General features: G+C 46.8%; 24 protein-coding genes. 7 read left to right on the top strand and 17 right to left on the bottom strand.

Annotated elements, in window-relative coordinates:
* Positions 1-25 precede the first annotated feature (25 nt).
* From ELY38_RS11795 to ELY38_RS11780, 4 genes are all read right to left on the bottom strand, one after another.
* Positions 26-856, bottom strand: a complete 831-nt coding sequence (locus ELY38_RS11795) for a sulfurtransferase (protein ID WP_127062463.1) — start codon at positions 854-856, stop codon at positions 26-28.
* 72 nt (positions 857-928) lie between these two features.
* Positions 929-2,218, bottom strand: a complete 1,290-nt coding sequence (locus ELY38_RS11790) for an O-antigen ligase family protein (RefSeq protein ID WP_185858973.1) — start codon at positions 2,216-2,218, stop codon at positions 929-931.
* Positions 2,219-2,227: 9 nt separating this feature from the next.
* On the bottom strand, positions 2,228-4,048 hold the full coding sequence (locus tag ELY38_RS11785; RefSeq protein ID WP_127062460.1) for an ABC transporter ATP-binding protein: 1,821 nt from the start codon (positions 4,046-4,048) through the stop codon (positions 2,228-2,230).
* Positions 4,049-4,066: 18 nt separating this feature from the next.
* Entirely contained in the window at positions 4,067-5,281 is a 1,215-nt protein-coding gene (locus ELY38_RS11780) for a nucleotidyltransferase domain-containing protein (RefSeq protein ID WP_185858972.1), read from the bottom strand.
* A gap of 426 nt (positions 5,282-5,707) precedes the next feature.
* Here ELY38_RS11780 and ELY38_RS11775 point away from each other — a divergent pair, with 426 nt between their 5' ends.
* The 7 genes from ELY38_RS11775 (at position 5,708) to ELY38_RS19700 (ending at position 12,794) form a co-directional block, all read left to right on the top strand.
* A complete protein-coding gene (locus tag ELY38_RS11775; RefSeq protein ID WP_127062457.1) occupies positions 5,708-6,643 on the top strand; it encodes an AAA family ATPase in 936 nt (311 codons plus the stop codon).
* Positions 6,644-6,653: 10 nt separating this feature from the next.
* On the top strand, positions 6,654-8,315 hold the full coding sequence (locus ELY38_RS11770; protein ID WP_185858971.1) for a cobaltochelatase CobT-related protein: 1,662 nt from the start codon (positions 6,654-6,656) through the stop codon (positions 8,313-8,315).
* Positions 8,312-10,252: an asparagine synthetase B family protein gene (locus tag ELY38_RS11765; RefSeq protein WP_127062453.1), complete on the top strand. Its 1,941-nt coding sequence runs from the start codon at positions 8,312-8,314 to the stop codon at positions 10,250-10,252. The genes ELY38_RS11770 and ELY38_RS11765 overlap by 4 nt, the downstream gene beginning before the upstream one ends.
* A gap of 97 nt (positions 10,253-10,349) precedes the next feature.
* Positions 10,350-10,493, top strand: a complete 144-nt coding sequence (locus ELY38_RS19095) for a hypothetical protein (protein ID WP_185858970.1) — start codon at positions 10,350-10,352, stop codon at positions 10,491-10,493.
* Positions 10,494-11,707: 1,214 nt separating this feature from the next.
* The gene (locus tag ELY38_RS19090; protein WP_185858969.1) at positions 11,708-11,851 is read left to right on the top strand and encodes a hypothetical protein; all 144 of its coding nucleotides are present in this window, start codon (positions 11,708-11,710) and stop codon (positions 11,849-11,851) included.
* A gap of 167 nt (positions 11,852-12,018) precedes the next feature.
* Complete coding sequence (locus ELY38_RS11760) at positions 12,019-12,312, top strand: PqqD family peptide modification chaperone (protein WP_127062452.1); 294 nt, start codon at positions 12,019-12,021, stop codon at positions 12,310-12,312.
* Between the two features lie 11 nt (positions 12,313-12,323).
* Positions 12,324-12,794 carry a lasso peptide biosynthesis B2 protein gene (locus tag ELY38_RS19700; RefSeq protein WP_127062450.1) on the top strand — a complete coding sequence of 157 codons (471 nt, stop codon included), beginning with the start codon at positions 12,324-12,326 and terminating at the stop codon, positions 12,792-12,794.
* A 99-nt stretch (positions 12,795-12,893) separates the two neighbouring features.
* On the opposite strand, the gene ELY38_RS11750 is transcribed toward ELY38_RS19700, so the two are convergent.
* The 13 genes from ELY38_RS11750 to ELY38_RS11690 form a co-directional block, all read right to left on the bottom strand.
* Positions 12,894-13,874: a hypothetical protein gene (locus tag ELY38_RS11750; protein ID WP_127062448.1), complete on the bottom strand. Its 981-nt coding sequence runs from the start codon at positions 13,872-13,874 to the stop codon at positions 12,894-12,896.
* A gap of 312 nt (positions 13,875-14,186) precedes the next feature.
* The gene (locus ELY38_RS11745) at positions 14,187-14,384 is read right to left on the bottom strand and encodes a lasso RiPP family leader peptide-containing protein (RefSeq protein ID WP_127062446.1); all 198 of its coding nucleotides are present in this window, start codon (positions 14,382-14,384) and stop codon (positions 14,187-14,189) included.
* A gap of 541 nt (positions 14,385-14,925) precedes the next feature.
* Entirely contained in the window at positions 14,926-16,203 is a 1,278-nt protein-coding gene (tviB, locus tag ELY38_RS11740; RefSeq protein ID WP_127062445.1) for a Vi polysaccharide biosynthesis UDP-N-acetylglucosamine C-6 dehydrogenase TviB, read from the bottom strand.
* Positions 16,203-17,255, bottom strand: coding sequence for a UDP-glucose 4-epimerase GalE (gene galE / locus ELY38_RS11735; protein WP_127062443.1), 1,053 nt, complete (start codon positions 17,253-17,255; stop codon positions 16,203-16,205). The genes tviB and galE overlap by 1 nt, the downstream gene beginning before the upstream one ends.
* Before the next feature lies 1 nt (position 17,256).
* A complete protein-coding gene (locus tag ELY38_RS11730) occupies positions 17,257-18,234 on the bottom strand; it encodes a D-2-hydroxyacid dehydrogenase (RefSeq protein WP_127062575.1) in 978 nt (325 codons plus the stop codon).
* On the bottom strand, positions 18,234-19,067 hold the full coding sequence (locus ELY38_RS11725; RefSeq protein ID WP_127062441.1) for an aldolase/citrate lyase/malate synthase family protein: 834 nt from the start codon (positions 19,065-19,067) through the stop codon (positions 18,234-18,236). Before ELY38_RS11725 ends, ELY38_RS11730 begins: the two co-directional genes overlap by 1 nt.
* A complete protein-coding gene (locus tag ELY38_RS11720) occupies positions 19,064-19,732 on the bottom strand; it encodes a sugar transferase (protein ID WP_127062439.1) in 669 nt (222 codons plus the stop codon). The genes ELY38_RS11725 and ELY38_RS11720 overlap by 4 nt, the downstream gene beginning before the upstream one ends.
* Positions 19,729-20,841, bottom strand: coding sequence for a glycosyltransferase family 4 protein (locus ELY38_RS11715; RefSeq protein ID WP_222845153.1), 1,113 nt, complete (start codon positions 20,839-20,841; stop codon positions 19,729-19,731). The genes ELY38_RS11720 and ELY38_RS11715 overlap by 4 nt, the downstream gene beginning before the upstream one ends.
* A 3-nt stretch (positions 20,842-20,844) precedes the next feature.
* Positions 20,845-22,086, bottom strand: a complete 1,242-nt coding sequence (locus ELY38_RS11710) for an ArnT family glycosyltransferase (protein WP_127062437.1) — start codon at positions 22,084-22,086, stop codon at positions 20,845-20,847.
* A gap of 26 nt (positions 22,087-22,112) precedes the next feature.
* Positions 22,113-23,195 carry a glycosyltransferase family 4 protein gene (locus ELY38_RS11705; RefSeq protein WP_127062436.1) on the bottom strand — a complete coding sequence of 361 codons (1,083 nt, stop codon included), beginning with the start codon at positions 23,193-23,195 and terminating at the stop codon, positions 22,113-22,115.
* Positions 23,196-23,198: 3 nt separating this feature from the next.
* Complete coding sequence (locus ELY38_RS11700; protein ID WP_127062434.1) at positions 23,199-23,843, bottom strand: sulfotransferase family 2 domain-containing protein; 645 nt, start codon at positions 23,841-23,843, stop codon at positions 23,199-23,201.
* Entirely contained in the window at positions 23,836-24,978 is a 1,143-nt protein-coding gene (locus ELY38_RS11695; protein ID WP_127062432.1) for a glycosyltransferase, read from the bottom strand. Before ELY38_RS11695 ends, ELY38_RS11700 begins: the two co-directional genes overlap by 8 nt.
* Positions 24,975-25,895: a glycosyltransferase family 2 protein gene (locus tag ELY38_RS11690; protein ID WP_127062430.1), complete on the bottom strand. Its 921-nt coding sequence runs from the start codon at positions 25,893-25,895 to the stop codon at positions 24,975-24,977. The genes ELY38_RS11695 and ELY38_RS11690 overlap by 4 nt, the downstream gene beginning before the upstream one ends.
* Between the last annotated feature and the right edge of the window lie 123 nt (positions 25,896-26,018).

Here is a 26,018-nt window from a genome sequence, read left to right as displayed (position 1 = left end):
AGGTGCAACGAAGAAAGGCTTGCCGTCAGCCCGCGTGGCGGCCGCTCATCACCCACGCCGTCCATGAACCATCGAACAGCGAAAGGTGTTCGTACCCGGCCAGCTCCGCGGCCACCCACACAATGCAGGCCGTAATGCCAGAGCCACAGCTGAAGGTCAGATGATCCGAAGGATAAAGCTGTTTGCTGCGCATGAGCCTTGAAATCTCTTCCCTGCTCTTGAAATGCCCGTTTTCCAACACCTCGGTGAACGGCAGATTGTAGGAGGAAGGGATATGGCCACTGGGAAATTCCGGACGGGGCTCGGGGCCTGCCCCTGAAAAGCGCTCGGCACTTCGAGCATCCACCAGCTTGAAGCGCTGGCGCGCGATATTGTCGTAGACCTCGTCCACACCGACCACGCTCTCGTTGGCCTGGAGCGCAGGGCGGGAAGATAGCGGCGCTGGAGCGGAATAACCTTGCTGGACCGGGAGCGACAGGGAGAGCCAGTGGGGCAAGCCGCCATCTAGCAATTTTACGTTTTTGAAGCCCGCTTGCGTGAGCAACCAATAGGCCCGCGGGGAGGAGTAAACGCCCCGATTATCGTAAATTACGATCTCATCGTCAGGGGCCAAACCGAGACGTTGGCACGCCTCTTCCAAGGCCTCTGTTGCGGGCAGCGTATGCGGAAACGCCGCTTCCCGGTCGGAAAAGACCTGTTCGATATCGAACTCGAGCGAGCCGGGTATTTTTCGATCATCTTCCGGTACATGAGACGCAATGGGGCTGTTGGGCAGTGACGCATCCAGCACCTTGAGCGGTGCGTCACTCGCCAAGCGATCCAACAGGTCATGGGCACTAATCAGAATATCTGGCATAAGAGGAAGCTCCCTTGAGTTGGAGGCGGTCGCCCTACACCGCGAAGGCGGCGTTTATATTGGCTCAGATCATTATGATTGTGTTCGGGGCCGATGCCCTGAGCACGCCCATATAGCTACGCTAAACCCTAAAAAGCCACTAAACCCTCTTAAGTCTCTGAACATTGATTGTGTAAGTCCAAAATCAAAAAAAGCAACAATGACCATCATACCGCTAACCGCTAATAGGCGGCTATGTAACTGATAATTTTCCTGTAGCATCTTTTTTATAAATACCAAGGCAAACGCAGCATATAGAAGCACTAAGCTGATAACGCCTAATAAACCTCTGCGGGCGAGCGTATCGATAATATCGCTATGTAACTGTGGGAAAACGACTCCCCTTTCATAAGCTATTTCTTCGGAGATCAGTAATGGCAATAGCTTTTGTATGGATTTTTCTCCAACACCAAAAACGGGATTTTCAATGAACATAACCCAGCCTGCGCGCCACATTTCCAGGCGTGTCCCCAATGAATTATTGGCGTCGTTATTCACAAAATATCGGTAGGCATCATCAAATATAGACACTAGACGTAGCCATACGCCTGAAGGAGGATAGGCAATAGCGACAATAATAGTTAAAACTATAAAAACAATTGTTAGATTCCGCGCTTTCGGCGTTATCAAATTTTTGGTTGCTGGCGCCAGTAGGGCAATGATAAACGGAATAGAGACCCAGCCACCACGCGTCCCAGACAACAAAGACGCCAAAAACCCCAGAAACGCAGCGCTAATGGCTAATAATACCAACCAATAGTAAGGCTGACGCCGTTTCTGAATATAGTAAATAGCTGCTATTAAAGAGATCGCACTCAAAAGCAGTGATAAATTACCAAAGGGAATCGCATTAATACCATTATCTGCTCTCGATTGACCAATAACGACCCTTTCATAAATTGCGATCATCCCCGCACCTAGCGCCCCACAGCATACCCCTATCCAAAGCCAGTGAGGTGAGGGAGTAAAGACACGTGCTGATAGTAAAAAAAAAGCCGCTATAAAAGGCCAAAGGTAAAGGTGGTGAAACCCTTCGTCAGCTACCCAAGGTAAGCTGCCACTGTCTAGTACGTTCCACCACCAAACACTTCCAAAGAGTACCAGTGCACCCACTAGCTTATAGTCGTCACCTGTCAATACAAAAGGATATTTCTTATAGCCAGCCAGAACGCTTCCTGCCAAAAATGCAGACACAAGGGCGGCTAACCCAAACCACCAGTGCGCTTGAGGAATTAATACAAGCGAAGCAGAGAAGCCAAAAATAATGACGCCATTAAGGAAAGTGAGGATTCTGCCAGTTTTCCCTTGCTGTACTGACTGCATACACTTCATTTACGAAAGGTCGTGTTGATAGTACTTAGCTTGGCGACTAAATAAGTCATGATAAATGCCTTTTTTCTCAAATAATGACTCATGGGTGCCAGATTCCTTAATTTCTCCATCATCCATTACATAGATATAATCTGCTAAACGGATAGTTGAAAGCCGATGACTAATAACCAAGGCAGAACGATGATTGATGCGTTCGCGGAAATTCTCAAATAACTCTGATTCTGCAACAGGGTCCATAGCGCTGGTGGGCTCGTCCAGTATGACAATGTTCGACTTCAGCATAAAAGCGCGTGCGAGTGCAATTTTCTGCCACTGTCCGACACTAAGTTCTTTACCATTATCAAATAAACGCGTTAACAGCGTATCATATTTATCATCCATTTTTTCAATAAACCCAGCCGCACCAGCCATTTCTGCGGCGTGGGGTACTGTATGTTCGGCATCGGTACCGTTTATATGACCAAAACGGATATTGTCATGCACTGACTCTGCATAATGCGAGTAATCTTGAAAAATGACACTAAAAAGCTCCCTGTACTCGTCTACATCGCAGTCCCTTGCGTTAATACCATTAATCTGGACACTTCCTTCCGTGGGGTCATAAAGACGCGTCATTAGTTTAATAAGCGAGGTCTTACCTGAGCCATTAGCACCTACCAATGCTACAACTTGCCCAGGTTTTATCTCCATATTTACATTTTTGATAACGTCTTTGTAAGTGCCAGGATAGGCGAAGCAAACATTTTCGAGCTTTAATGTAGTGTGTTCAGGATGAGCAATTTTAATGGGCTGAGATGACCGTGGGACGGTATGTCGCATATCCATAAACTCAAACAGCATACCCATATACAAATGGTCTTCGTATAGCTTGGAAAGCTGTTGAACAAGCTCTTGACCCATTGATTGGGCACGTTGAAAGATCAATAGAAATAGTACCAAATCGCCTACGCTATTTTCCCCTTGGGCAGTATTCCACGCCAAGTAACCCAGAGAACTAAAGAATATTATCGAAGCTATAGCCGCAACGATTGACTCAACGGTTGTACGCTTGCGACTGATGGCAAGCTTCTCCACGCGAATATCGTCGCGAATACGCTTATACTTGCCTCTTAAATAATCACCTAATTGATTGAGTCGGAGCTCTTTGGCGTGCGTATCTGAGGTCATTAACCAATCTAAATAAGCAGCACGCCGTTCCATTTGAGTTCTTCTACGCTGCCATTCGTAAAGAATACGCGTGAAGTAGATTCTGGCAATTAGCGCAGGAACAATGGCAATTAAAATAATAGGCAGTAAATGCCAATTAATTGACGCCAGCAATACGACAATGGCAGCAAGCATCAAAGCATTCTTGCCCAATAACATTAAATTGCTTGCTACTTGGGCAGGCCGCTGGCTACCGGATTGCCGAGCCCGTTCCAATGTATCATGGTATAAAGGGCTTTCATAAAAAGCTAGATCAACACTAATAGCGGTTTTTTGAACAATGTTATCAACATAATCAGCTACCATAATCCCCTGCGTTTCACGCGAAAATCCGGCGAGTGCTCTTGAAATTACGTAAGCCAATGTGCCCAAGCCTGTAAGCACAACATAATATAAGACTGCCCCAACATTTTCAGCCGCCTCAGGTTCGGCAAGCACATTAGTGACTACATCAACCATTTGCTTTAAAAGATAAAGCACTCCAAGCCCCGAGATAATCTCAAGCGCCATAAAAAAAGTGCTTAAAAGCGTCCATTTTCGACTGCTTTTCCAAGATATCGAAAGGATACGCATCAACGAAAAAAAGGATTTAAAAAACTTATTAATAATAGACATGAAATTAAAACCACCCCATTAATTTACTATTTTTTTATGGCCTAATCGATTATAAGCTTCATGAAAAGGGCGAATACAACGATAAACCCACTGCCAGTTACGAGTTAGGGGCCAAGCTGCATAACTATCGTAGGTAGGCCGGAACATCCGCTTCCAGCCCCATAAACGCCATTGCCATATTTGAGCATTGGTCGTTTGCCAGCCAAAAGAAAAATCAGGCGTGGGCTTTTTGCGGCTAAGCGAGTGCTCAAACTCGACATCTCCATGCATCGCTAATATTGAAGTACGCACCAGTTCACGAGTATTCGGAGTTAATTCTTCTATTGTGCGTAAAGTAGGTGCACTGAAATATTCTATCATTTCCAGACATGAACTAACTGTACTTTCTAGCGAATAGCGATTTGCACAGGCTAATACCTCGTTTAGATTAAAATCCTTGTGACTTTGCATGGCAGTAATATCGACTAGCCAATGAAGCCGGGACCAATAATGCTTGGTATGATGCCAGCACAAGTAAACAAAAAGCTCATTAATGGGCATAACCCAAGTGTCAATATGATTAACAGCAATAGGCTGGCGTTTTTCAAGCATCCGCGATGCATTAAATACGCTTCCGGTATTGTCTATCTTGGTATGGAATTCTACAGCGACGTTACGAGGTGAGAGCAAGGTAACTACTTTTTGGTGTTTAGCCACGAACGCTACGCTTTCGTCATCAGGTGTTAATGCTTTCGGATCATAAGGCTGGTAGCCACTGTTTAAGGCGTGCTGCAGGATTTTCGGTAAATCCTTCTGTGAGACAAGTATGTCAACGTCTCTACAAAGGCGTTGGGCAGGCTCAGGATAATATTGAAAAGCCAAGGACGGGCCTTTGAAGCAGAGATGCGGAACCTGGAGTGGCAATAGCACATCCCTAATAATATGCTTGAATTCTGCCGTCATATTCAAATTGTGTTTTAACGCCCCAAACGAGTAGCGCTTCATCACATCAATGTAAGGTTCAGGAACTTGATGCTTCCACCGCTTGCTAAGGTGGCTGTGAACAATGGGTAATACGAAACGCTCTGATGCCTGGCGAGTAAACCCCTCCCAATCCTGAATACGTGGGATGAGCTCTTCGACTGCTTGAACGTGTTCTTGGCTTAACTGTAACCGTGATAATTGCAACAGTAACTGAAAGCTTGGATCCGCCATGTAGTGATCAGGGGAGACAGGCGTCGTTCGCTCATTCATATGCTTCATTATTCCAGCCCTGGGAAGCGGTAATGGGTACTTTCATTCGTACTACACATTTGTACTACACATCAATTATGGCGTTAGTAACCCCGTTTTATGGAACGCTCTACCAAGCACGCTACCGGTCTTGCCTATTCGGAGACTAACAGCAGGAGCCTCGGCTCCCTGCTTCAACCTGATGACAGTCATCGCATTCAAAACAGTGAGACCACACTGCGCAATAATCTCAATTAGACGGTGCATCAATCTCACCTAATTTGACTATTATCTTTACATTTAATGTTACCTTATGTAAACAGAATTTATATTTTAGCGATGCAGCGCTCTGTCTCCATCACAGCTGTCTATCTCCAGGCTCTACCGAGCTTACTGACTGCCTTACTCTAGGTGACATACCTACCTAAAGGACGATGAATCGATACCATGACGACTTATACGCTTCACCCAGATACAAAATGTAACCCTGAAGAAGCTTTCCAAGCATCCATGCCTTGGGAAATTCCCGCTTTTTCGCAGCCTGAAGAGCATGTACCTGAGAAGGACCCACACTTTCATTTTGTTGAAAGCACAACGCGCGCCATACTGATGGGGTTTGCCAAAAATCGCCGCGTCTACCTTTATGGGCCACATGGAAGCGGTAAGTCTTCGCATATTGAGCAGGTCGCTGCCCATCTGAACTGGCCATGTATACGTATTAACCTAGATGGCCACATCACCCGAGCCGATCTGATAGGCCGCGATATGGTCGTTATCCGTGATGGTAAGCAAGTAACTGAATTTGTGCCCGGCATGCTGGTATGGGCCATGCAGAGACCCATTGCACTCATTCTTGATGAGTATGATGCCGGCCGCCCCGATGTCATGTTTGTGATTCAGCGCGTGCTTGAAACCCAAGGCAAACTCACCCTGCTTGACCAGAATCAAGTCATCACTCCCCACCCTTGCTTCCGCCTCTTTGCTACTGCCAACACGGCTGGTCAAGGGGACGCTTCTGGACTCTATGTTGGAACCCAGGCGCTTAACCAAGCACAGCTTGACCGCTGGCATGTCATTACCGAGCTTGGCTATATGACGGCGGAAGCGGAAACTCAATTGCTGGAAAGAAAGCTAACAGAGTTACCATCAGAGCAAATTCAACGTATGGTCACTTGCGCCGGCCTTCTCCGCCAAGCATTCAATCAAGGCGATCTGACCACGCTTATCTCGCTACGTACGCTGATTGCCTGGGGAGAAAATACATTACTGTTAGGCGATCCACATGAAGCGATGCGGTTGAGCTTCTTTAATCGCTGTGACGAAGTGGAACGTGTTCTGGTTTCTGAAATCTATCAACGCTGTTTTGATGTTGAGCTGTCATGAGGGCTATGTGATGTCATCAGCCCCTAGTAAAGAGCAAGCACTGATAGAAGCGTGGACACGTACTTATTCCTCGGGGCGTATCACCCCCTCGCTTTCAGTTAGCGTCCAGCCAGCTACCTTGAAAGATCGCGGGGTTGCCGACGCACTCGCTGCCTGGCGTCGTTGGCATGACCCACGCCAGCAGACTAGGTTTACCAGCAATGAGCAGCATTGGTATAGCCTACTGGAGCGCGCACGGGTTGAAACATTGGCTAGCCAGGAATTGCCTGGCATTGCGCACAACCTTGCAAACCCTACAGCAACGGCTCCAGCCAACAGGGAAATGGCAGCGTTTTATCACGCTGCCCGCCTCGCCTTTCAGGGTTTGCCACTGTCAGACAAAATTTTATCTTCGCCACTCGCCCGGCCCTCGAAAGGGCTATTAAAGCGGGCATTGGGTCAGTTATTAGGCCAACGAGCGCCTATTCCTCAGCCAGCAGCAACGCTTAATGACGAGCAATTACAAGAAGCACTACAAAAGGCTGCCTGTCATCTGGAAGATAGCAACACATTTGCTGCGGTCGTTGCACCGTTGGTCGAACAACTCGCTCGCTTTTATGAATCCGACCAGACACCACGTCAGCAAACAGAAAATAGCGTAGAGCCGGAAGAGAACGGCGAGGTAGAAGAAGATGAGTCTGCCCGTGAGGATCCAACCCTGCCTGGGTTAGCCGAGGAGCTCGCTGAACGTGACGATCAAAAACAGCAGTATGCTGTATTCGCACGCACCTGGGACGAAACTCAGCCTGCCAGCTACTGGTTACAACACACTGATACTGAAGCGCTTAAGCAACTCCATCAGCTTGACCAACGGCGCGTTAAGCAACTTGCCCACCGCCTTCAAAGACGTCTTTTAGCGGCCAGCCAACGCCAATGGTTATTCGATCAAGAAGACGGCAGATTGGATAACCGCCGTCTGGCAAGGTTACTGGACGATAAGCCCACCCAGCGTGTTTTTCGTATTGAGAAAGAAGCCCTCATGCCGGAGGCTTGTGTAACACTTCTGGTAGACCAATCGGGCTCCATGAATTTGAAACGCCGACAGATCGCCGCTATGGCGATTGAACTCGCTGTTCATACCTTGGAAAACTGCAAGATTCGCTGCGAAGTGCTGGGTTTTACTACACGCTATACCGCCGATAACCCAGTATTTAGAAGCTGGCTGCAGCGGGGGAAACCCGAACACCCCGGACGGCTTAATGCGCTACAGCATATTATTTATAAAACGCCTGAGCAGCCATGGCGACGAACCAAGCGTCACCTCGGCCTACTGCTACGCAGCATGCCGGGCCATGAGAATATTGATGGAGAAGCGCTGCACTGGGCGGCTAGTCGACTCAGCCGACAGCCGCAGCCTCGAAAAATAATGATCGTCATCTCGGATGGCGCGCCCTATGACAAAGCAACCGCCCAAGCCAACGGACGCGACTTTCTGGAACGCCACTTACGCCGCATTATTAGCGATATAGAGAAAAGCCCCATCAGCTTAGCGGCGATTGGCACGGGCCAGGATGTAGCACGGTTCTATAACAACGCCATAACCGTGCGTACCCCAGAAGCGGTGGCAGAGACGTTATTTGAACAGCTAGGCGACCTACTTGTGCCAGCTCAAACCAGTGAGGGTTCATCATGAGCGCTATTGCAGGACTCATTCATTTCGATGCAAGCGCCGTTGACCGCGATACATTACACCGTATGCAGACGCTATTAACGCCTTATGGTCGCGATGCTCAACACAGTTGGCACCGTCAAAATGTAGGGCTAATACGTACGCTGCTACGCACTACGGCAGAAGACAGGCTTGATCAGCAGCCCCTATGGCGAGGGCATGAAAAGCTGGCATTAGTGTTTGATGGCCGAATAGACAATCGAGACGAGCTTAGCGAAAAGTTGGAAATCGCCCCAGAGAAAGCGGCGTTAATGGCAGATAGCGAACTGGTTTACCACGCTTGTCTTCGGTGGGAGACGGAAACGCCTAAACACCTACTTGGAGACTTCGCGCTCGCATGCTGGCAACCTGAGCGACAGCACCTATGGCTCGCCCGCGACCCCCTTGGTATGCGCCCCCTTTACTGGTATCAACGCGATGACTTAGTGGCATTTGCTACCATGCCTAAAGCGCTTTTCGCGATACCCGGCCTTACCAAAGCCATTAGTGAAGAGCAGCTTCACGATTATGTCTGTTTAATACCTATGTCAGGTCCAGAGACGCTTTATAAAGATGTCTATCGCGTTGAACCTGGGCAAGTGGTTAGTCTTGAAAATGGCGAAATGAACGCTCATTTTTATCATCGGTTTGACCCCGAAAGAGAGCTTCAGCTTGAAAGTGACGAGGCATATGTTGATGCGTTTCGTGAGCAGTTCGAACAGGCCGTCAATCGGCGCCTACGTTCAAACGGCCCCATCGGGGCTGAATTAAGTTCAGGCTTAGACAGCTCTTCGGTCACCGCAACCGCGGCTAAACTACTGGCCGAACACAACCAATCATTAGCGGCCTACACGGCAATGCCACGCGAAGGATTTGACGGCCCAGTGCCACAAGGCCGACATGCCGATGAATCCCTTGGTGCCAAGGCGCTAGTGCGGCGTTTCGACAACATTGAACACATCATAATTCGGACCGGAGACGAAACGCCTCTTGACCAGTTACAGGAAGCCGTTGAGCTGCTTGACCGAGCGCCTCTCAATGCGTGCAATATGGCCTGGTGGATCGCCATTCGCAAAGATGCTGCCCAACGCGGCATCAAAGTACTGTTAACCGGATCAATGGGAAACTTCAGCATCTCCTATGATGGTTACCCCTATTTAGCATGGCTAGTACGCAAAGGGCGCTGGTTAACGCTATATAAAGTATATAAAGAGCTTAAGCAGCATCAGCCGACCCTACGATGGCGCAAACTGGTTAGGCCCTGCCTTTCACCGCTCTTGCCAAACTTTTTATGGAGGCTGCGGGAAAGCGTTCAAGGTAGGGCTTTTGGGTTGAAAAAATATTCGGCTATCAATCCAGACTGGTCTAAAAAGATGGGTTCACAACAACGAGCTAAGCAAGCGGATTTCGACACTAGTTTTCAGCCTGCCTGGCAAGGCCGCCTACAGCGCATCCAAGCGATCCATAAGACAGAAAATGGCGACTATAACGCGTTAGCAAACGCCTATGGCCTGGAAATGCGTGACCCTACTGCTGACGTGCGTTTAATTGAATTCTGCTTAGCCGTACCCGAGTCTCAATATTTAGGGGGTGGGCAATTTAAATGGCTACTTAGACGCTTGATGAAGGACGTGCTTCCGCCAGAAATCCTTGATGTTAAAACACGCGGGTTACAGTCGGCCGATTGGCCTGAACAAATTGATCGGGCTATACCGCAAATACGTGAAGAGCTTGAAAAGCTCAAAGCACACGGTAGCGCGAGTGATTACCTGGATATTAAAGGTCTAGAAAAAGCATTGGATGACTGGCCCTCAAATAATGCCTTAAATAGCCAGGAAGCTGAACTTCGTTATCGAATACGTATGTTGCGGGGGTTATCAGTAGGGCGCTTCATACGCTATGCTGATGAGCAAAATGAGTAACAAATTGAAACAATTCATATAGACGCGTCACAAACAAGTTACTATAGTGGGAATGTTGCCGCACTTGAGGTAACGTTTTTAACCAAAGGAGATCGAAATGCTACATACAGATCGTAAAACTTATAATGCTCCTAAGCTACAAGAGCTGGGTGCGATGAAAGACATCACTGAACAAGGTCAGCAGATGTTCTCTGACACGGTTCAGGGCCAGGACGGTACTGCTTTCGACATCGCTTCCTAATTCATTTAGGGGTAAAGTCGTACGTAGTATGCCGCACGCTGCTTAACGTGGCGTGCGGTCACCTTTCGGCTGAAAATTTCTTACTCCTCCCTGGCCCTCATTTGTTTTAATACTACCCGCCCAACGTTGTTTTCTACTAATGCCAATTTCTGAATATAATTCAATAGCTAGCAACTGGTTAGCAAGCTGTAAAAACGATAGTCAATGATAAATAGAGCTAAATCTCGTACGCCTGGATGCAGGTAATATCAGTTAAGTAGACAATATTAAGTGCTTTTATTCTAACTGGCGGGCTAGCTAGCTAGCTAGCGGGGTGATACCATTGCAGGTTTTCCGCCACCATAGCAAATAAAATATCGTCATCAGCCATACTCAAAGTCCCCCCCTCTTGGCGCATCAAACGAGCTGCTCGTAGGCTCCGCCTACCTCACGCAAATCCTGATAGATATTGCAATAATCGTATACACCGTCACCTAGAAGCCTAGCATGCTTGATCAATCCCAGTAGGCGTTAAGCTTCTTGATCTTGATTGGACAGGCATTTCGGCATCAAACGTAGTAGCCACAGGAATGCAAAACCATCATGTAGCACAAATGCGTACATTGGCCCGCATGGCCCTGAAAGCATGTCTCTCAGCCGTTCTCTGGCGAAATTCTGCAGGTTTGGCGTAGTGCCTGTTCAAGTGGTACAAGCGATGGTCTGACACGTTTAATCAAGCAGCGATCCCAGCGACACGATGACCGCGTTCTGTCGCCCCTTTGATGGGTTCGGTCTTGAATTCATCAGTGTAACGAGAATGATTCATGGATCCTTTTGGATACCTTTACGATAAGGCTTGGAAATATCTACGAAACCCAGAGCAATTCAAAATGCCTTAAGAGTGAGTTCGAGCCCGCTACACATGATCAGGTATGGTTTTTCTTCCTCTTCAGACACTTTGTAAACTGGGCAAATATCTCTTGATTGCTTCCAACCGTTGTAAAAGAGTCTCCACACCCTTACGGTTTGGAAGCGTCAGCTATGGTGATATTAACCGTACTTGGCTGATCAGAAAGGTTGATTCTTTTATTGCCTTATAATGAGACGTATCACACTCTAGAATGAATTTTTAAATTAGTAATAAAATGTAACGAATAAGCGTAGACGTGTAACAAACAAGTTACTATAGTGGACTTGTTGCCTAGGCTGGCAACTAACAATTAAAGGAGATCAACATGCTACAGACAGATCGCAAATCCTACGAAGCCCCGACGCTTCAAGAGCTGGGTGCAATGAAAGACATTACCGAACAGGGTAATGTACCAAACGCTGACCAAGTAAATGGCAAAGATGGTACCGCTTTCCCTCCTGGCTCCTGATGCAGGTTATTTATTTAACCATTAGCATTCCGCATGCCACGTTTTGTGGCATGCGGCTTTATCACATAAATTAAATAATCATCGATTTTCATAAATTCATGCAAAAAGTGCATCTGTTATAGTAAGTATCAAGACTCTTTCTTTTTTGCGAACAATGAGCAATTACGATGACATCGACGACACTTTCCTCAGCTACACTGCTACAACGTAATCCAGACATGGTCGCTGCCAACCTTGATGGTGATCTTGTTATGATGAATGAGAAATTGGGCCGCTATTATGGCATTTCCGGCGTAGGTGCCCGTGCCTGGGAGTTACTTGAAACACCAGCAAGTGTTGATGATCTGGTGAGCACTATTTGCCAAGAATACGACATTGATAACAATACTTGTCACCAAGATATTAGCCGCTTTGCACAAGACCTCATAAAGGTAAACCTGATTGAGCCAGTCAGTAAATAAGGCCTAATACAGTGTATTCTTTAAAAGCACCTAATGGCAGGGCGAGGAACTTTCTTCACAAACCGGCCTTTACACAACGGTGGTTTATACCAGTTTGGCTAATACTAGGTATTAGCCGGCTGCTGATTCTTACTATTACCTTCCGCCGTTTGGCTCCCTATCTTGGCAAACCTGTAGGCTTATGTGCCTACTCGCATATCCTGACGAGTGACCAAGAGGAACAAGCGTTACGCATTGCTCGGGTAATCCGTTTAACTGCTCGCTACTGCCCTTGGGTTGCCAATTGCTTTCCTCAAGCGATCACAGCACGTCTGCTACTGGGCTTCTATCGCATCCCCTATTCGCTCTACTTCGGGCTTTGCCGAGATCCCGATACAAAAGAGTTTAAAGCACACGCTTGGGTGACTGCAGGCCGTATACCTGTTTCAGGCGGGCATAGTTTCCAACTATTTACTATTGTAGGTTGCTACATTAAAACTTGATAAACATGTTATTAATATGAGTAAACATGGATCAATAAAAAAACAGGCGTAAACACGCCTGTTTTTTTAATTCGGAAGAACTATTCATCCTAGTCTTTCCTAATTTAATTCTGATACAACCGCTTGGGCTTGAATTTCATCAAGTAATGGCTTTAGGTTTTGATCCATATCCTCTAATGACCATGGACGCCGAAAGCGATAAACACGTATCTGCTGCGCCAAACGAATGCACTCACGCATAAGTTGCTCATTAGTATTAAATTCATTGCCTAGTTCAGGCCGATAAATAGCGCCCATAACGGTCTTAAAAGCCTCAACCCCTGATAACTTGACCAAGCTTGCCGCTTCTCCTTCATCAGCACGTTCTAATTGCACTAACGCACTTAAGCGGTGGGCATCGTAACGGACATCCTTGTTTACCATTAAGTGAAATTTCTCATTACGCATCAGATCGCGTACGAGTCCTTCTGTCTCTATTCCCAGAGCAGTTAGTGCATCGCGCCAAAGTTTGACGCGGGCCGGGCCAGGGTGAAGCAGCGGTTCGGCTTCAGCAGGTTTGATAACTGCCACATCATCGGTAATTAATGGCCACTGCTGAGTATGGTGTAACCATGCACTCATCGTGGACTTTCCTGCGCCTGAATGACCGGTAAACGCCCAGGCACCAGCGGGAGTCTTTAGCGCACTTACATGAAGCGGTAGCCAATGACGTTGATGTAACAATGCTCCCAGCGCACTGCCCAGCAGAAACAGGCGTACATCACCAGGATCTGCAGCTGAGTCAGCTCTCTGAGGCATACGGCGGTCTAATAAAATACGCTGGCCCTTCTCAACCCGGTAGCGGGCAATACCTTCAATATTAATCTGACAACAGTCATCGCCAATTTCTAACCAGTGGTTAAGATTGGTGCCATCTTCTAACCGATCAGCGACACCTGGGGTCGTTACCCACACATCTGGATGCTCGCATGGGGCAATTTCAGGAAGTTCAGGCAACTCAAGCGTAGAACAAATTTTGAGCCCATAAGTAAGGTAATAGTAACGTTTGTTAGTAGCGGGCAGGTTGCCTCGTTTTTCCATTTGCCCCGACAGATCATCGTCCGCTGTACAGGTAGCATGTCTCTCAGCCATCATGATTCCCTTTATGTCCTGACAAGTACATTGTCATTGGCCCGTTACACCAACCGAATGTGTTTATTAGCGCTTAGAGAAGGCACGTTAAAAATATTTGAGTCTTCAAACAAACGCCTTTCAACGGCTTGCTTTAGTTTGACGAAATGCATAATAAAAAACCTGCAGCTCCAGAACGCTGCAGGCCTTAATAAGCTTTACTACGAAACCTCTTGGCAACAGGAGGACGGCCCTACCCCCCATAGCCTGGGCCTTATAAACTTAAGAATCAGGATAGTGTGAAGAGCCTTTGTGATGGCCAAGGCCAAGGCCGCGGCCGTGACTGTCATGACCACGCCCAAAGTTGCGGCCAGGGTTGTTATGACGATCACCTGGACCAAACTCAGTAAGCTCTGCCAGTGAACCAATTTCTACTACCGCAGGACGCTCATATACCTTACGTGCTTCGTTCTTTGCCATGTTTACGTTCCTTTTTTTTGCTTTTTATTACCTGACCTTCTCTAGGCACCTTGTCAAAAGTTTGAGGAGATCAGACCCTACACAACAATATTACACTATGAAACAAGTCAATTACATTACCTTACATAACAATACTACAAGAGATGCGAAAGTTACTAGCCAATTATGATTTCATTTAGCTCAATTTAGTGGCGTTGCCACGTCTTAAGCCCGACCATTCAAACCCCACGGGCGGCAGAAACGATAGATATGTATCCTGAACGCCAGCTTTTCGAATTTTTATAATATTTTCTCTGGCAGGAATCCCTTCAATAGGAACTGGCCACTGTGGCCTTATCTCTACTCTTGAAGCCTTCTAAAAATGAAAGGATCGCCTTACAAAGGTCAATCGAAACTCCTCAGGATGACTTTGCGCGCCTTGACATTGGCCATCCTGAAGGAGATGTATTGCAGCCCCCATTGGCATGGTATTAAGTGAATGACTAGGGCAACTGCTCATACAATCACTTATCTTATAAGGGGGGTGGTAAGAAAGTGTACCTTAAAGCCTTAGATCAGCCTGGCCTTTGGGCAACACGTATTTCAGGTCGTAAAGTACATGCAAAGGCTTACCCCAACCACGAATCGCATCTATCGATAGTTCTTTAAACTCATTATGCGCAACTGCCAGTATGATAGCGTCGTAGGCAGAAGACTCAGGCAAATCGATAGGTGAAATACCATAGGCCTGCTCAGCTTCTTGCTTATCCACATGCGGATCATAAACATCCGTTTGAATATTATACTCAGCCAATTCGGCAAGAATATCCACTACTCGCGTATTACGAAGATCGGGACAATTTTCTTTAAATGTTAGCCCCATTACCAAGACCCGTGCATTCTCTACATGAATGCGCGTTTTAATCATTTGCTTAATGAGCTGACTGGCAACATATGCTCCCATACCATCATTGATACGCCGCCCTGAAAGAATCACTTCTGGATGATAGCCAACTTGCTGGGCTTTATGCGTCAGGTAATAAGGGTCGACCCCAATGCAGTGCCCACCTACCAAGCCAGGCCGGAATGGCAAAAAGTTCCATTTGGTACCGGCTGCTGCCAAAACCTCTTCAGTATCGATATCCAAACGATTGAAGATAACGGCTAGCTCATTGATCAGAGCGATATTTACATCACGCTGAGTATTTTCAATTACCTTGGCAGCTTCAGCAACGCGAATGCTACTGGCTAGATGGGTACCCGCAGTAATGACACGGCGATAGAGTGCATCTACAAATTCAGCGGCTTCTTTGGTCGAGCCCGAGGTAACTTTCTTAATCGTGGTTACTCGGTGCTCTTTATCACCTGGGTTGATACGCTCTGGGCTGTAACCTGCAAAGAAGTCTTGGTTGTAAACCAACCCTGAAATACGTTCAATAACAGGGATACAATCTTCTTCCGTGGCCCCTGGGTAAACGGTAGATTCGTATATGACGACATCGCCCTTGCTCACCACTTGGCCTAGCGTTTCGCTAGCCTTGATCAACGGCGTCAAATCAGGACATCGGCTCTCATCAATTGGAGTTGGCACAGTAACAATATAAACAGTGCACTCACGAAGCGCTTCTAAGTCACTGGCAAAACTAAGCTGAGTAGATTCAGCCAGTAATGCTGGCTCCACTTCCAAGGTACGATCAATACCGTCGTTCAGTTCTGCAATACGTTTAGCATTGATATCAAAACCTATCGTCGGTATTACCTTACCAAACTCCACCGCTAGCGGAAGCCCCACATACCCCAGGCCAATGATTCCCAAACGTACGTTGTCTATGCTCAGCATTACGATGTCTCTTCTGATGTAGTGTTAATATTAGTGCGATACCCGTTGGGGTTTTGGCGTTGCCAGCGCCAAGTATCGGCTATCATGTCGTCTAATCCTCGCCGAGCCTGCCAGCCAAGCTCAGTTGCAGCCTTGCTCGAATCCGCCCAGAAAGCGGCTAGGTCACCTTCTCGGCGCGGGGCAAATTGGTAAGGGATGGGACGTTCGCTAATACGCTCGAAAGCCTCCACCATTTGAAGTACTGAAAGTCCCTGCCCGGTGCCCAGGTTATAAATGTGGGTACCCAGCAAGGTCAGACGTCCCAGCGCACTGACGTGCCCCTCCGCAAGGTCCATTACATGGAGATAATCCCTCACACAAGTACCGTCTTGCGTAGCATAATCGCTACCAAACACGGTCAATAATGGCCTGCGCCCTACTGCCACCTGAGCGATATAGGGCATTAAATTATTCGGGATACCCTGTGGGTCTTCACCCAATCTTCCTGATGGATGTGCCCCAATCGGGTTGAAGTAACGTAGCAGTGCTACAGACCAACGTTTATCACTCTGAACTAAATCCTCGAGGATTTGCTCCACGATTGATTTAGAAGTTCCATAAGGATTAGCGGTACGGCCGCGCGGCATGCTCTCTTGATAAGGTACCGGGGCATCAGGCCCGTATACTGTTGCTGATGAGCTGAACACTAAGCGAAAGATACCAGCCTGCTGCATGGCTTGGCATAGCGTAACCGTACCTGCCACATTGGTGGCGTAATAAGCCAATGGCTGCTCGACACTTTCACCGACGGCTTTCAGACCCGCGAAATGAATCACCGCATAAATATCGTGCTCATTGAATAACCGGTCCAGGCAGGCACGGTCACGAATATCGCCTTCGATGAAGGATAGGTTCCGGCCAGCAATTTCTTCTACACGCCGTATAGCCTCTTGCGAGGCATTAATGAGGCTGTCTAGTACTACAACCTCATAACCTGCTTCGAGAAGTGCCAGCGAGGTGTGCGAACCAATATATCCCGCCCCCCCCGTCACTAAGATTTTACGTTGCTGCATATCAGTAGCCGGCATTTATGTTCACCACCGTCGTAAAGGATTTACCCTGCTGAAAGGCGTGCAGATTATCGACGAATACTGCCAGCGCCCGCTCTAGATAGTGCGGTGTGGTTCCCGATACGTGGGGTGTGATCAAAATATCCTCGCGCTTCCACAAAGGGGATTCTGGTGGCAACGGCTGTTGCTCGAACACATCCAAGGCTGCCCCTTTAAGAAGGCCAGTATTTAGCGACTTGAGCACTGCATCTCCCTTTACTACCCCGCCTCGAGAAATATCGATCAGTACCGCACCAGGCTTGAGCTGGTTCAAGAACTCATCGTCGACCAAGCCTCTAGTCGCTTCGGTGAGTGGTAGGCAGCACACCAGAAAATCCGTGCGAGCCAATTCTGGCCCTATATTCTTGAGGGCCACGACTCGATTGACGTTTGCTATCGCACGAGGCGTGCGCTGAGTGCCTACCACCTGCATATCGAAGGCTTTGGCGCGTTGAGCTAGGCTTTGACCAATGTGCCCCAAACCGAGCACCGTTAGTTGCTTGCCAGTGAGTTCATCAAGCCAGCTACGTTGCCATAGCGCCTGCTTGGCTTGGTTATGAAAGTGACCAAACTGTTTAGTGAAATAGAGCATGGCTCCGATAGCGTATTCGCTCATCGGGGCGCCGTGCACGCCACTGCTCTTAGTCATCACTGCCCGCGTCTTGTCGAAGTCCATTTCCCAGATCTTCTCGACGCCAGCAGACAAGAAGTGTATCCAGCGGTAGTCGTATAATTGTGCCAGGGCAGCAGGCAACCAAGGCAACGTCGGGGTAATCACCACATCGACCTTCTCATGCCTTGGCACTGCCTCTACGCTGTCGGCAAACAGGATCTCCACTTCTGGTAACACTGATTGCAAGGCTTCGATAACCAGCGCTTTCTGCTGTACAAGCACCTCCGATTTCTGAAGATAGAGCACACGCCGAATAGGTGCAGATGACATCATGCCCCACCCCGGCTGCCCAGACGGTAGGCACATTCAGCAAGCTCTTGCTGGTTGGCCAGTAACGATGCTTTATCAACACTGCGCCAATGTGCTTCAGCTTGGCGCAGTTTGTCGATCTCGGTCGGGAAGTCGAGAGTTTCGAGCAGGTCAGCCGATGTCGCAGCGCCAGAGTGAAAGGCTCGCGATAAAATAATCCACTGAGATCCTAAGCGAACGTGCTCGCCAAGCACCGTTTCGGCAGGCAGTTCTCCTTGGCCAACACGGGCAATACCGCCTACGCCCCAAGTCACACCAGACTGGTTAAGTAGCGCTGCAAAGGGATCCAATAATCGCGCCGCCATGGGTTCGAAAAGGAAATCCAAATCCATGCTCAAAGCAAGATCGTTCAGTCCGATGTGCACTTCGTCGCTTCCCGGCGTAAGCAAATCCAGCCAATCGGGCAGCCGCACCAACGCGGCGGCTGTCTCCGCGAGAAAAGTAACCGGGACACGACTATTAACCATGTCCAAAAATTGTCCTACTTCGGCACGCGAGGAAAACATCGGCAGCATCAAGCGTTGAGCACCATGTGCAATTGCTGCATCCACCTCCTGCTGGGTCGACGTATGGAGGGGGTTAAGCCGCACCATCAACTCGGCGTGCTTTAGTACGCTGGCGACGGAAGCTATCTCCTTCAGTGAGTGCGCCGCTTTATGAGTATCCAGGTGTCCTTGACGTTCAGCCTTACCCAGCACCTCTTGATCCATAAATATCCGGCCCACACCATGCCGTTCAATGAACGATGCTACATCAGGGCTAGCGGTAATCATCATAAAGTTGAGCGGGCTCATCGCATTGCCTCCTCGACATCACTATCACGTGGAGACTGGCCATTCAGGCGGTCGCGGTAGGTACGCCAGTTCAAACCCGCTTCCCCGTAAATTCCGCTGCCTGTTAACACGACCTTTACCGTCAACAGCAAAATTTTGAAATCAAATACCAGACTTTGCTTATCAACATATTCAGCGTCGTAGGCTAATTGCTGCAGCCAGCCAAGGCTACGCCGCCCTCTTACCTGGGCAAGCCCAGTTAACCCAGGACGAACACTGAAACGTTTCTTGTAACCTGGCGGTATCACTTCTGTCTGCTCCATAAGCACAGGGCGGGGACCCACTACGCTCATATCTCCTTTGAAAATATTGATCAATTGAGGTAGCTCATCGAGGCTTGTGGCGCGTATGAATCGTCCGGCACGTGTAATACGTGGATCATGCCCGGCGCTTACCACCTGTTCTTGATGCTGATCGATAGTGCTAGGCGCACGGTGCCGCATAGTACGGAACTTGAAAATTTGAAAAGGTTGTTCTTCTCGCCCAGCACGCTGTTGCATAAAAAAAACCGGCCCCTTGCTATCCAGTTTTATCCATACTGCTACTAATAACAGCAAGGGCGACAATACGATCAAGCCGACACCGCTAGTGACCATATCGAAAAGTCGTTTAATACCGTTCTTCATGTCAACTCCATAGCCTCAAGAATGACTTTGTTCACCTTATGGACATCGTAATGACGCTCGACCAGGGTTCTGGATGCTTCAGCCATCTGCGGCACCAAATCCGGTTGATCGACAAATTTACGCATCGCTTCAAGTAACGGCGCGCTAGAGCGCGGTGTAACTAAAAACCCATTAACGCCCTCTTCCACTGTTTCCCGGCAGCCAGGCGCATCGCTAGTAATAATAGGCCGTCGCATGCTCATCGCTTCGAGCACCGAGCGTGGCGTACCTTCACGATACGACGGCAACACAAACACCGAACACTGAGCAATCCATGGACGAACATCTGATACGCCACCAATGAACTCTACACAGCCTTCCTCCTTCCAACGCTGAAGATCCTTGGCTGCACATGAGTGGGGTAAATTCGGATCATGCGGACCTACTACGATAAAACGCACCGTGGGGTGTTCGGCATGCAGCTGGGCTGCCGCCTCGCAGAATTCTGCCACTCCTTTCTCGGTCAACAGCCTCCCAATGAAAAGGAAGGTCATTTCATCCTCAGGCAACGGCGTAGCAGCGAAGCGCTGCATATCCACACCCGACCCATACGTTCGCACGGCCTTGCCTGCATCGCTCAGGATCCCCCGCCCTGTAAACTCTTGGAGGTCATCCGGGTTTTGAAAAAAAACTTTATTATTACAGGCAAGCCCGGCGCGATAGAGCAATGTTACAATCTTCATTAACCGCCGGTTTTTGGAGCTATCAGTAGTAAACACATGGCCAAGCCCAGTAATCATTGAGTAGATACGAGGCACGCCGGCGGCCTTTGCGGCGAGGCTGCCATACACCACGGGCTTGATGGTATAACCGAATGTGGCTTTAGGCTTTAGCCTCCGGATCAAACGGTAAAGTGACCATAACGTCTTGAGATCGTGTACCGGGTTGATACCGGTACGTCCCATCTCGATTGGGAATATCTCAATGCCAAGCTCTTCAACCTCAGGGAGATAGTCTGCAGTAGGTACCGCCGCTGCCACGACCAACCCCCTCGCCTGCATATCCTTTACCAGGTCTCCTCGATTGGCTATCAGAGATCGTGCATTCCCTGCGATGATTAATAGATCCACGAATCAATGCCTTTTCAGTCGGACTGTCAATTGATTGAAAGATGAAGCGGCAAGCAGCGTACAGATTGCCAAGAATTTCGTTCGATGCCTGATTGCTGTGCCAAAATTAGTTACCCCAATGGCGAAAACGAAGATCAAAGCACCTGCCATAAACATCAACGCAAGGCACTCCTCTTTGCGCCTAATTTGATGCCAGCCTTTATAGATCCGCCAAGCTAGAAAGAGATACATAGCAGATGCTAGTATCCCAAGAATTTGTCGAGGACTGCGCAAATCCCAAGGAAATGGCGAAAAGGTAAAGTACACGACTCGCATGGGAATTAACCACGGTTGTGTATAAGGGTTGCCCTTTGCAACGAATCCCGGATAAGCCGAACCGCCCCGACCCTCACTCTCAAAACGGGATTCAATTAGCTCTTCTACCCCTTCCTCCTTATTATCACCACCAATAGTAATCCCTTTGGCGAGGCTTATACCGCCACTACCAACAACAATAAGAATGGATACAGAAAAAAGCGCAATAGCTGATAAAAACTTACTTGCCACTTGGCGTGTCGTTGCCCCGCCCTTGATAGAAGAAACCAGCGTCTTCCAAGAAAAATAGCCCAGGTATAAGGCGATTCCAACCATTGCACCAATCCAGCCCGGGTGAATCATAAGTGCTACAGCAAACATGGAAAACGCAGCAAAAATCCAGATGGTCCCCCTGCCGGATACCCAGTTTAAGAAGAAATAAACACCAAGCAGAAAAACAACGATTGAAAATTCTTCGCGTAGCGCAATTACAGAGTTAAACGCGGCAAAAGGAAAAAGAGCCATTATGTAAGCGCTGATGACAGCAGGCCTTCTCCCCCATAAACGGTAAGCCATTATACCAGTGAGAAAGATACCAATCAGGCCTGCTAAAAAATTCAATACGGGTAAAACGAAATGGTTATAACCAAACGCCTTGAAAAAAACAGCGCCAATAGTGCTGTATACATAAGAAGCGCTATAATTAAAGGTATCGAATAATCTGTCCCATTCAAGTAGCGACCACTCATAGGCTCTTCTTGTAAATACGATGGCATCGCCCGTAGCACCTGGTGGGGCGAATATTCCGTAATAATCCAGAAACATCAACAGTAATCGAAAAGCGAAGCCAAACATGATCGGCCATAATAGCCAACGGTGCTTCATGGATACTATCAAACAAAAAACGAATGATAGTACAAACATTACAATAACAAACAGTGCCGATATCATAGAGATCTCATTTAAAAAGCCAATAATTAGGCCATCAGAGCTTCTTCGTATAAAGCAATATGCTTATCAGCAGAAGTCTTTATCAAATAGTCATTTGAGTAGGCAAGTGCATTTTGAGAAAACAGATGGTGCAAGCTATTGTTCGTTAGCATTTTCTCTAACGCTTGGACATAAGACGCTTCATCCAGCTCATCGACAACGATGCCATTACATGCTTTGTGCACAATTTCAGCGCAACCACCAACATTGGTTACTATCACAGGAAGCCCACTCAGGGTGGCCTCGATCTGCGCAATGGGCAACCCCTCCCAGGCGGACGACATGACAAAAACATCGGCTTCATAAAGTAGCTCGTCGACATTGCTAACGTTACCCAGGAACTCAATATGGGCTGATACGCCTTTATCGTGTGCAAGCTGCTCTAAACGCTCACGCAAGGGGCCTTCACCCGCTATTTTCAATTGAAAACGGACGTCATCCAGCTTGGCAAGCGACGATATAAGCAGCTCGAGATTCTTTTGGGCAGATAATCGTCCGACGCTTATTAACTTCACTACGTCCCCACTTTTTTCGTTGCTGCCTCTTAGCCTTTTTTGTATGCGTGTTGGAGTCACACCATTGTCAATTCTTACTACCTTTTTCCGAGAAACGCTTTCAAGGAGTTCTTTACAAGCTAGACAAATACCTATGTATCTGGACACTTTCATGTCCATAAGTTTATAAATTACTGCTTTGGCGCCAAGACGAATGTTGTGGTGCGTATAAACGACTTTCGTATTTTTCACAAAAAGAGAGAAGATAGCTGCATAATATAAATGGCAGTGTACGATATCTGGTGCAAAATCAGACACTACTTCATTTATTCTTCTGATGCCCTGCCATGGCTTTTTGCGAGCAGCAGCGCCTATAAATCCATACTCAATACCTTGCGATTCGATTTCTCTTAAAAATTTTGCTTCAAACCCGCCGTCTCGTCCTGCCTCTTCTGCTCTATCCAGAAACAGAATGAACACTTTATGCCCTGCCTTGACCATCTCCGCTGATAAGTCTCTGACATATATTTCAGCACCACCGGCTGCCGCAGAGGAGATAACATGAAGAATTTTCATAGATCAGCTCTTATCAAAATCATAATTAAAGCGTTCTATATCATCTCTATAAAGAGACCTCACTAACTCAACCATGTCTTTGTTAACATAGTCATTACGATAATCAGAACGATCTGAGGTGGTATTTTCGCGACCAACGTTAATTGGCTTATTCAACATGGTCTCGACATACTTTATGTCCGTATCCAGGCTTTCCACCTTACCAATATAATCTGTCAAGAGATGACCTTGCTCACCAACTATAAACCTACTTTGTGGCTGAAAGACAAAGTCCAGCTTATTTATATTTTGTTTATAAAGCCACTCAAAAAGAAATCTTTCGAAGCTTTCAAACTGTGGTATCTGATATTGATCTGGGCGATACATACCCATGCTATTAGTTTTACCAACTTTTGCAAAACGGTAAGCTGATAAAACACGATCCCAAGGGTTTCTAACAAAAGAAAATACAAAAGCTTTTCCAAAGAGTTTTGGAAAGAGCGACTGAATCTCTTTAGCGGTATAATGCCCTAATGTACGACCATAAATAGCTTTATTCAAACTAGTACCCGCCGCTTTAGGAACGTGTATATAAATACAATTATTGCTTTTCCAGTGTGGGTACCGTCTAAAGAGATTTATCTTATGTTTGACGTCTTTACTAGTCATTTATCTTCCTAGAAACTAAATGGATATATTGTGACGTCACAAATGAAATAGTAAATTGCTCAAGGTGTTTCTTGAGGTCATCACTCATTTTTCCAGCATTTGTGTTATTGAATATCACCTGACTATCGTTGGGGTAGAAACGCGCAATAGCCTCTGCCATTTGTTGGTAGTTTCCAATTTCAACGAGGCTACCAAAACGACCATCATCAAGTATTTCTCTAGGGCCACTAGGGCAATTTGTCGAGATCACCTTCACACCGCTTCCTAACGCTTCGATCAATGCGTTAGGCAGCCCCTCCCAGCGAGACGCAAAAAGAAAAAGATCATAGTGTTTTATCTTCTTCTCTATATCCGGATCGAAGGACTTAAGATAGATACGATCCGTAAGACCTCGACAAACGATCTCTTTTTGTAGCTCATCGTACAGATCGCCTTCACCGTATATATCCAGCTCAATATCGATCCCTAGCTTATTAACCGCATGATCAATAGCACAAATGAGCATCTTCTGGTCTTTAGCTTTTGTCAGTCGTCCTATATTAACTGCCTTTATTCGCTTTTCCTCTCCATAGCCTGTGCTCTGTACGCAGGGAAAAGAATGAGGGAGTACGTCAAAGACAGGGTTATAAATACAGTGCACCTTATCTTCACTGAGATTATAATAATCGCACAACGATGCACCAGAATCTTTCGAATTCACCAGTACCATAGGTGCACTTTTACACGATAAGCCATGTAAGTAGGAAAGTAATCTTATCTGAGGCGTCTTATCCAAGTTACGATACTTTTCTCTTACATCTATTCTAACATTAGGTACGCGTAAGCATTTATAAGGCCGAGCTAACAAACATGCAAAATATGTAATTATATTAGGAATATCAGTAAATGACAGAACAACGTCAGGGCGCTCCGACTTAATTAATTTGCTAATAGCCCATGCGCGCGCCAGAGGATTAGCAGTCGAAATCTTCTTAAGCTTGACGTTAGCATCTAACTTATACTCCTGCCCTTCCTTTGTTTTCCAATAAATATAACTAACATCATGTCCTATATCAGCAAGAGCACTCGACAGCTTGACAGCAACTTTTTCAGCACCGCCTCCACCAAATGATGAGCAAACAAAAACAATCTTCATGGGGCGATTTTCCTTAAAGAAGTACTAATTTTTTCAAAATGAAAAGGAGTAATTAGTTTTATTATTTTTTTGACTCCCTCCTTATCAAGACACCCAAAATAAATAACTTTTAAATCAGAGAGAGTAAAGATACCACTGCGTTTTCTTGCTACCAGCCACGAAATATTCTTTCTATTTGAAAGTTTTTTCAAAGCAATATTCATGCTTCCCTTTGGATGTTTTTTCATGTACTGCATAGATGTTTTATACACAGGATGCTGGTTTTCTACGCTTGCCTTACCATAAATAACACCGCTGTTATCTAATGCATAACATGATGTTACGATAGGCGATACCACAATTGAATCGCAGTTGAGTAACAGCCTGAGCCAAAGGTCACTATCTCCTCCTCGCTTGCACTGCCCTGCTGGGAATCCGCCAGCAGTAATAAAAAGTTCTCTTTTGATAACAACGGCGTTTGTATGAAATATATCTTTATATGAAAATCTTTCTAATGCTATATGGTGATCAAGCAACTCTTCCTTTGAATGGAAAAAACCGCTTTTCTTACCTTTAAAAACTTTATCTCTAGACAAACTAAAAAAATTAACCTGCTGATATCTATTGATTAACTCATACGCTGCCTGAAGATGATTGGGATACCAAATATCATCTGCATCCAGAAAAGTTATCCACTGATAATTAGCTTTCTCGACCCCTAGGTTTCTTGCTGCGTAGCCTCCTGGACCAGGAGTATTCCTGCTAAATATTTTCACCTTTTCTGACTCGTAAGGCTCGATTAACTCAGTACTACCATCAGTAGAGCAATCGTCTATCAGAATCAGCTCGAATTCATCGAACGTTTGAGCTAGTACTGAATCAATAGCAGCTTTTACGTATTCTTTTTTATTATGTACAGGTATGATTACTGTAAACATGTTTCTTCCTGCTAAATTATGGCGCTAAATTAATAAAACATATGTCTGGCAATTTTAGGAATTAACGATTGCTCACTATCTTCTATTAAATTAAGCACAAGCTCTGATAGAAAAACAGCCATA

Origin of the sequence: Vreelandella nanhaiensis, assembly GCF_003990185.1 — a bacterium.
Classification (GTDB): Bacteria; Pseudomonadota; Gammaproteobacteria; order Pseudomonadales; family Halomonadaceae; genus Vreelandella; species Vreelandella nanhaiensis.
Note: the sequence above shows the minus strand (reverse complement) of the source record. Positions and strands in the feature narration are given on the sequence as shown.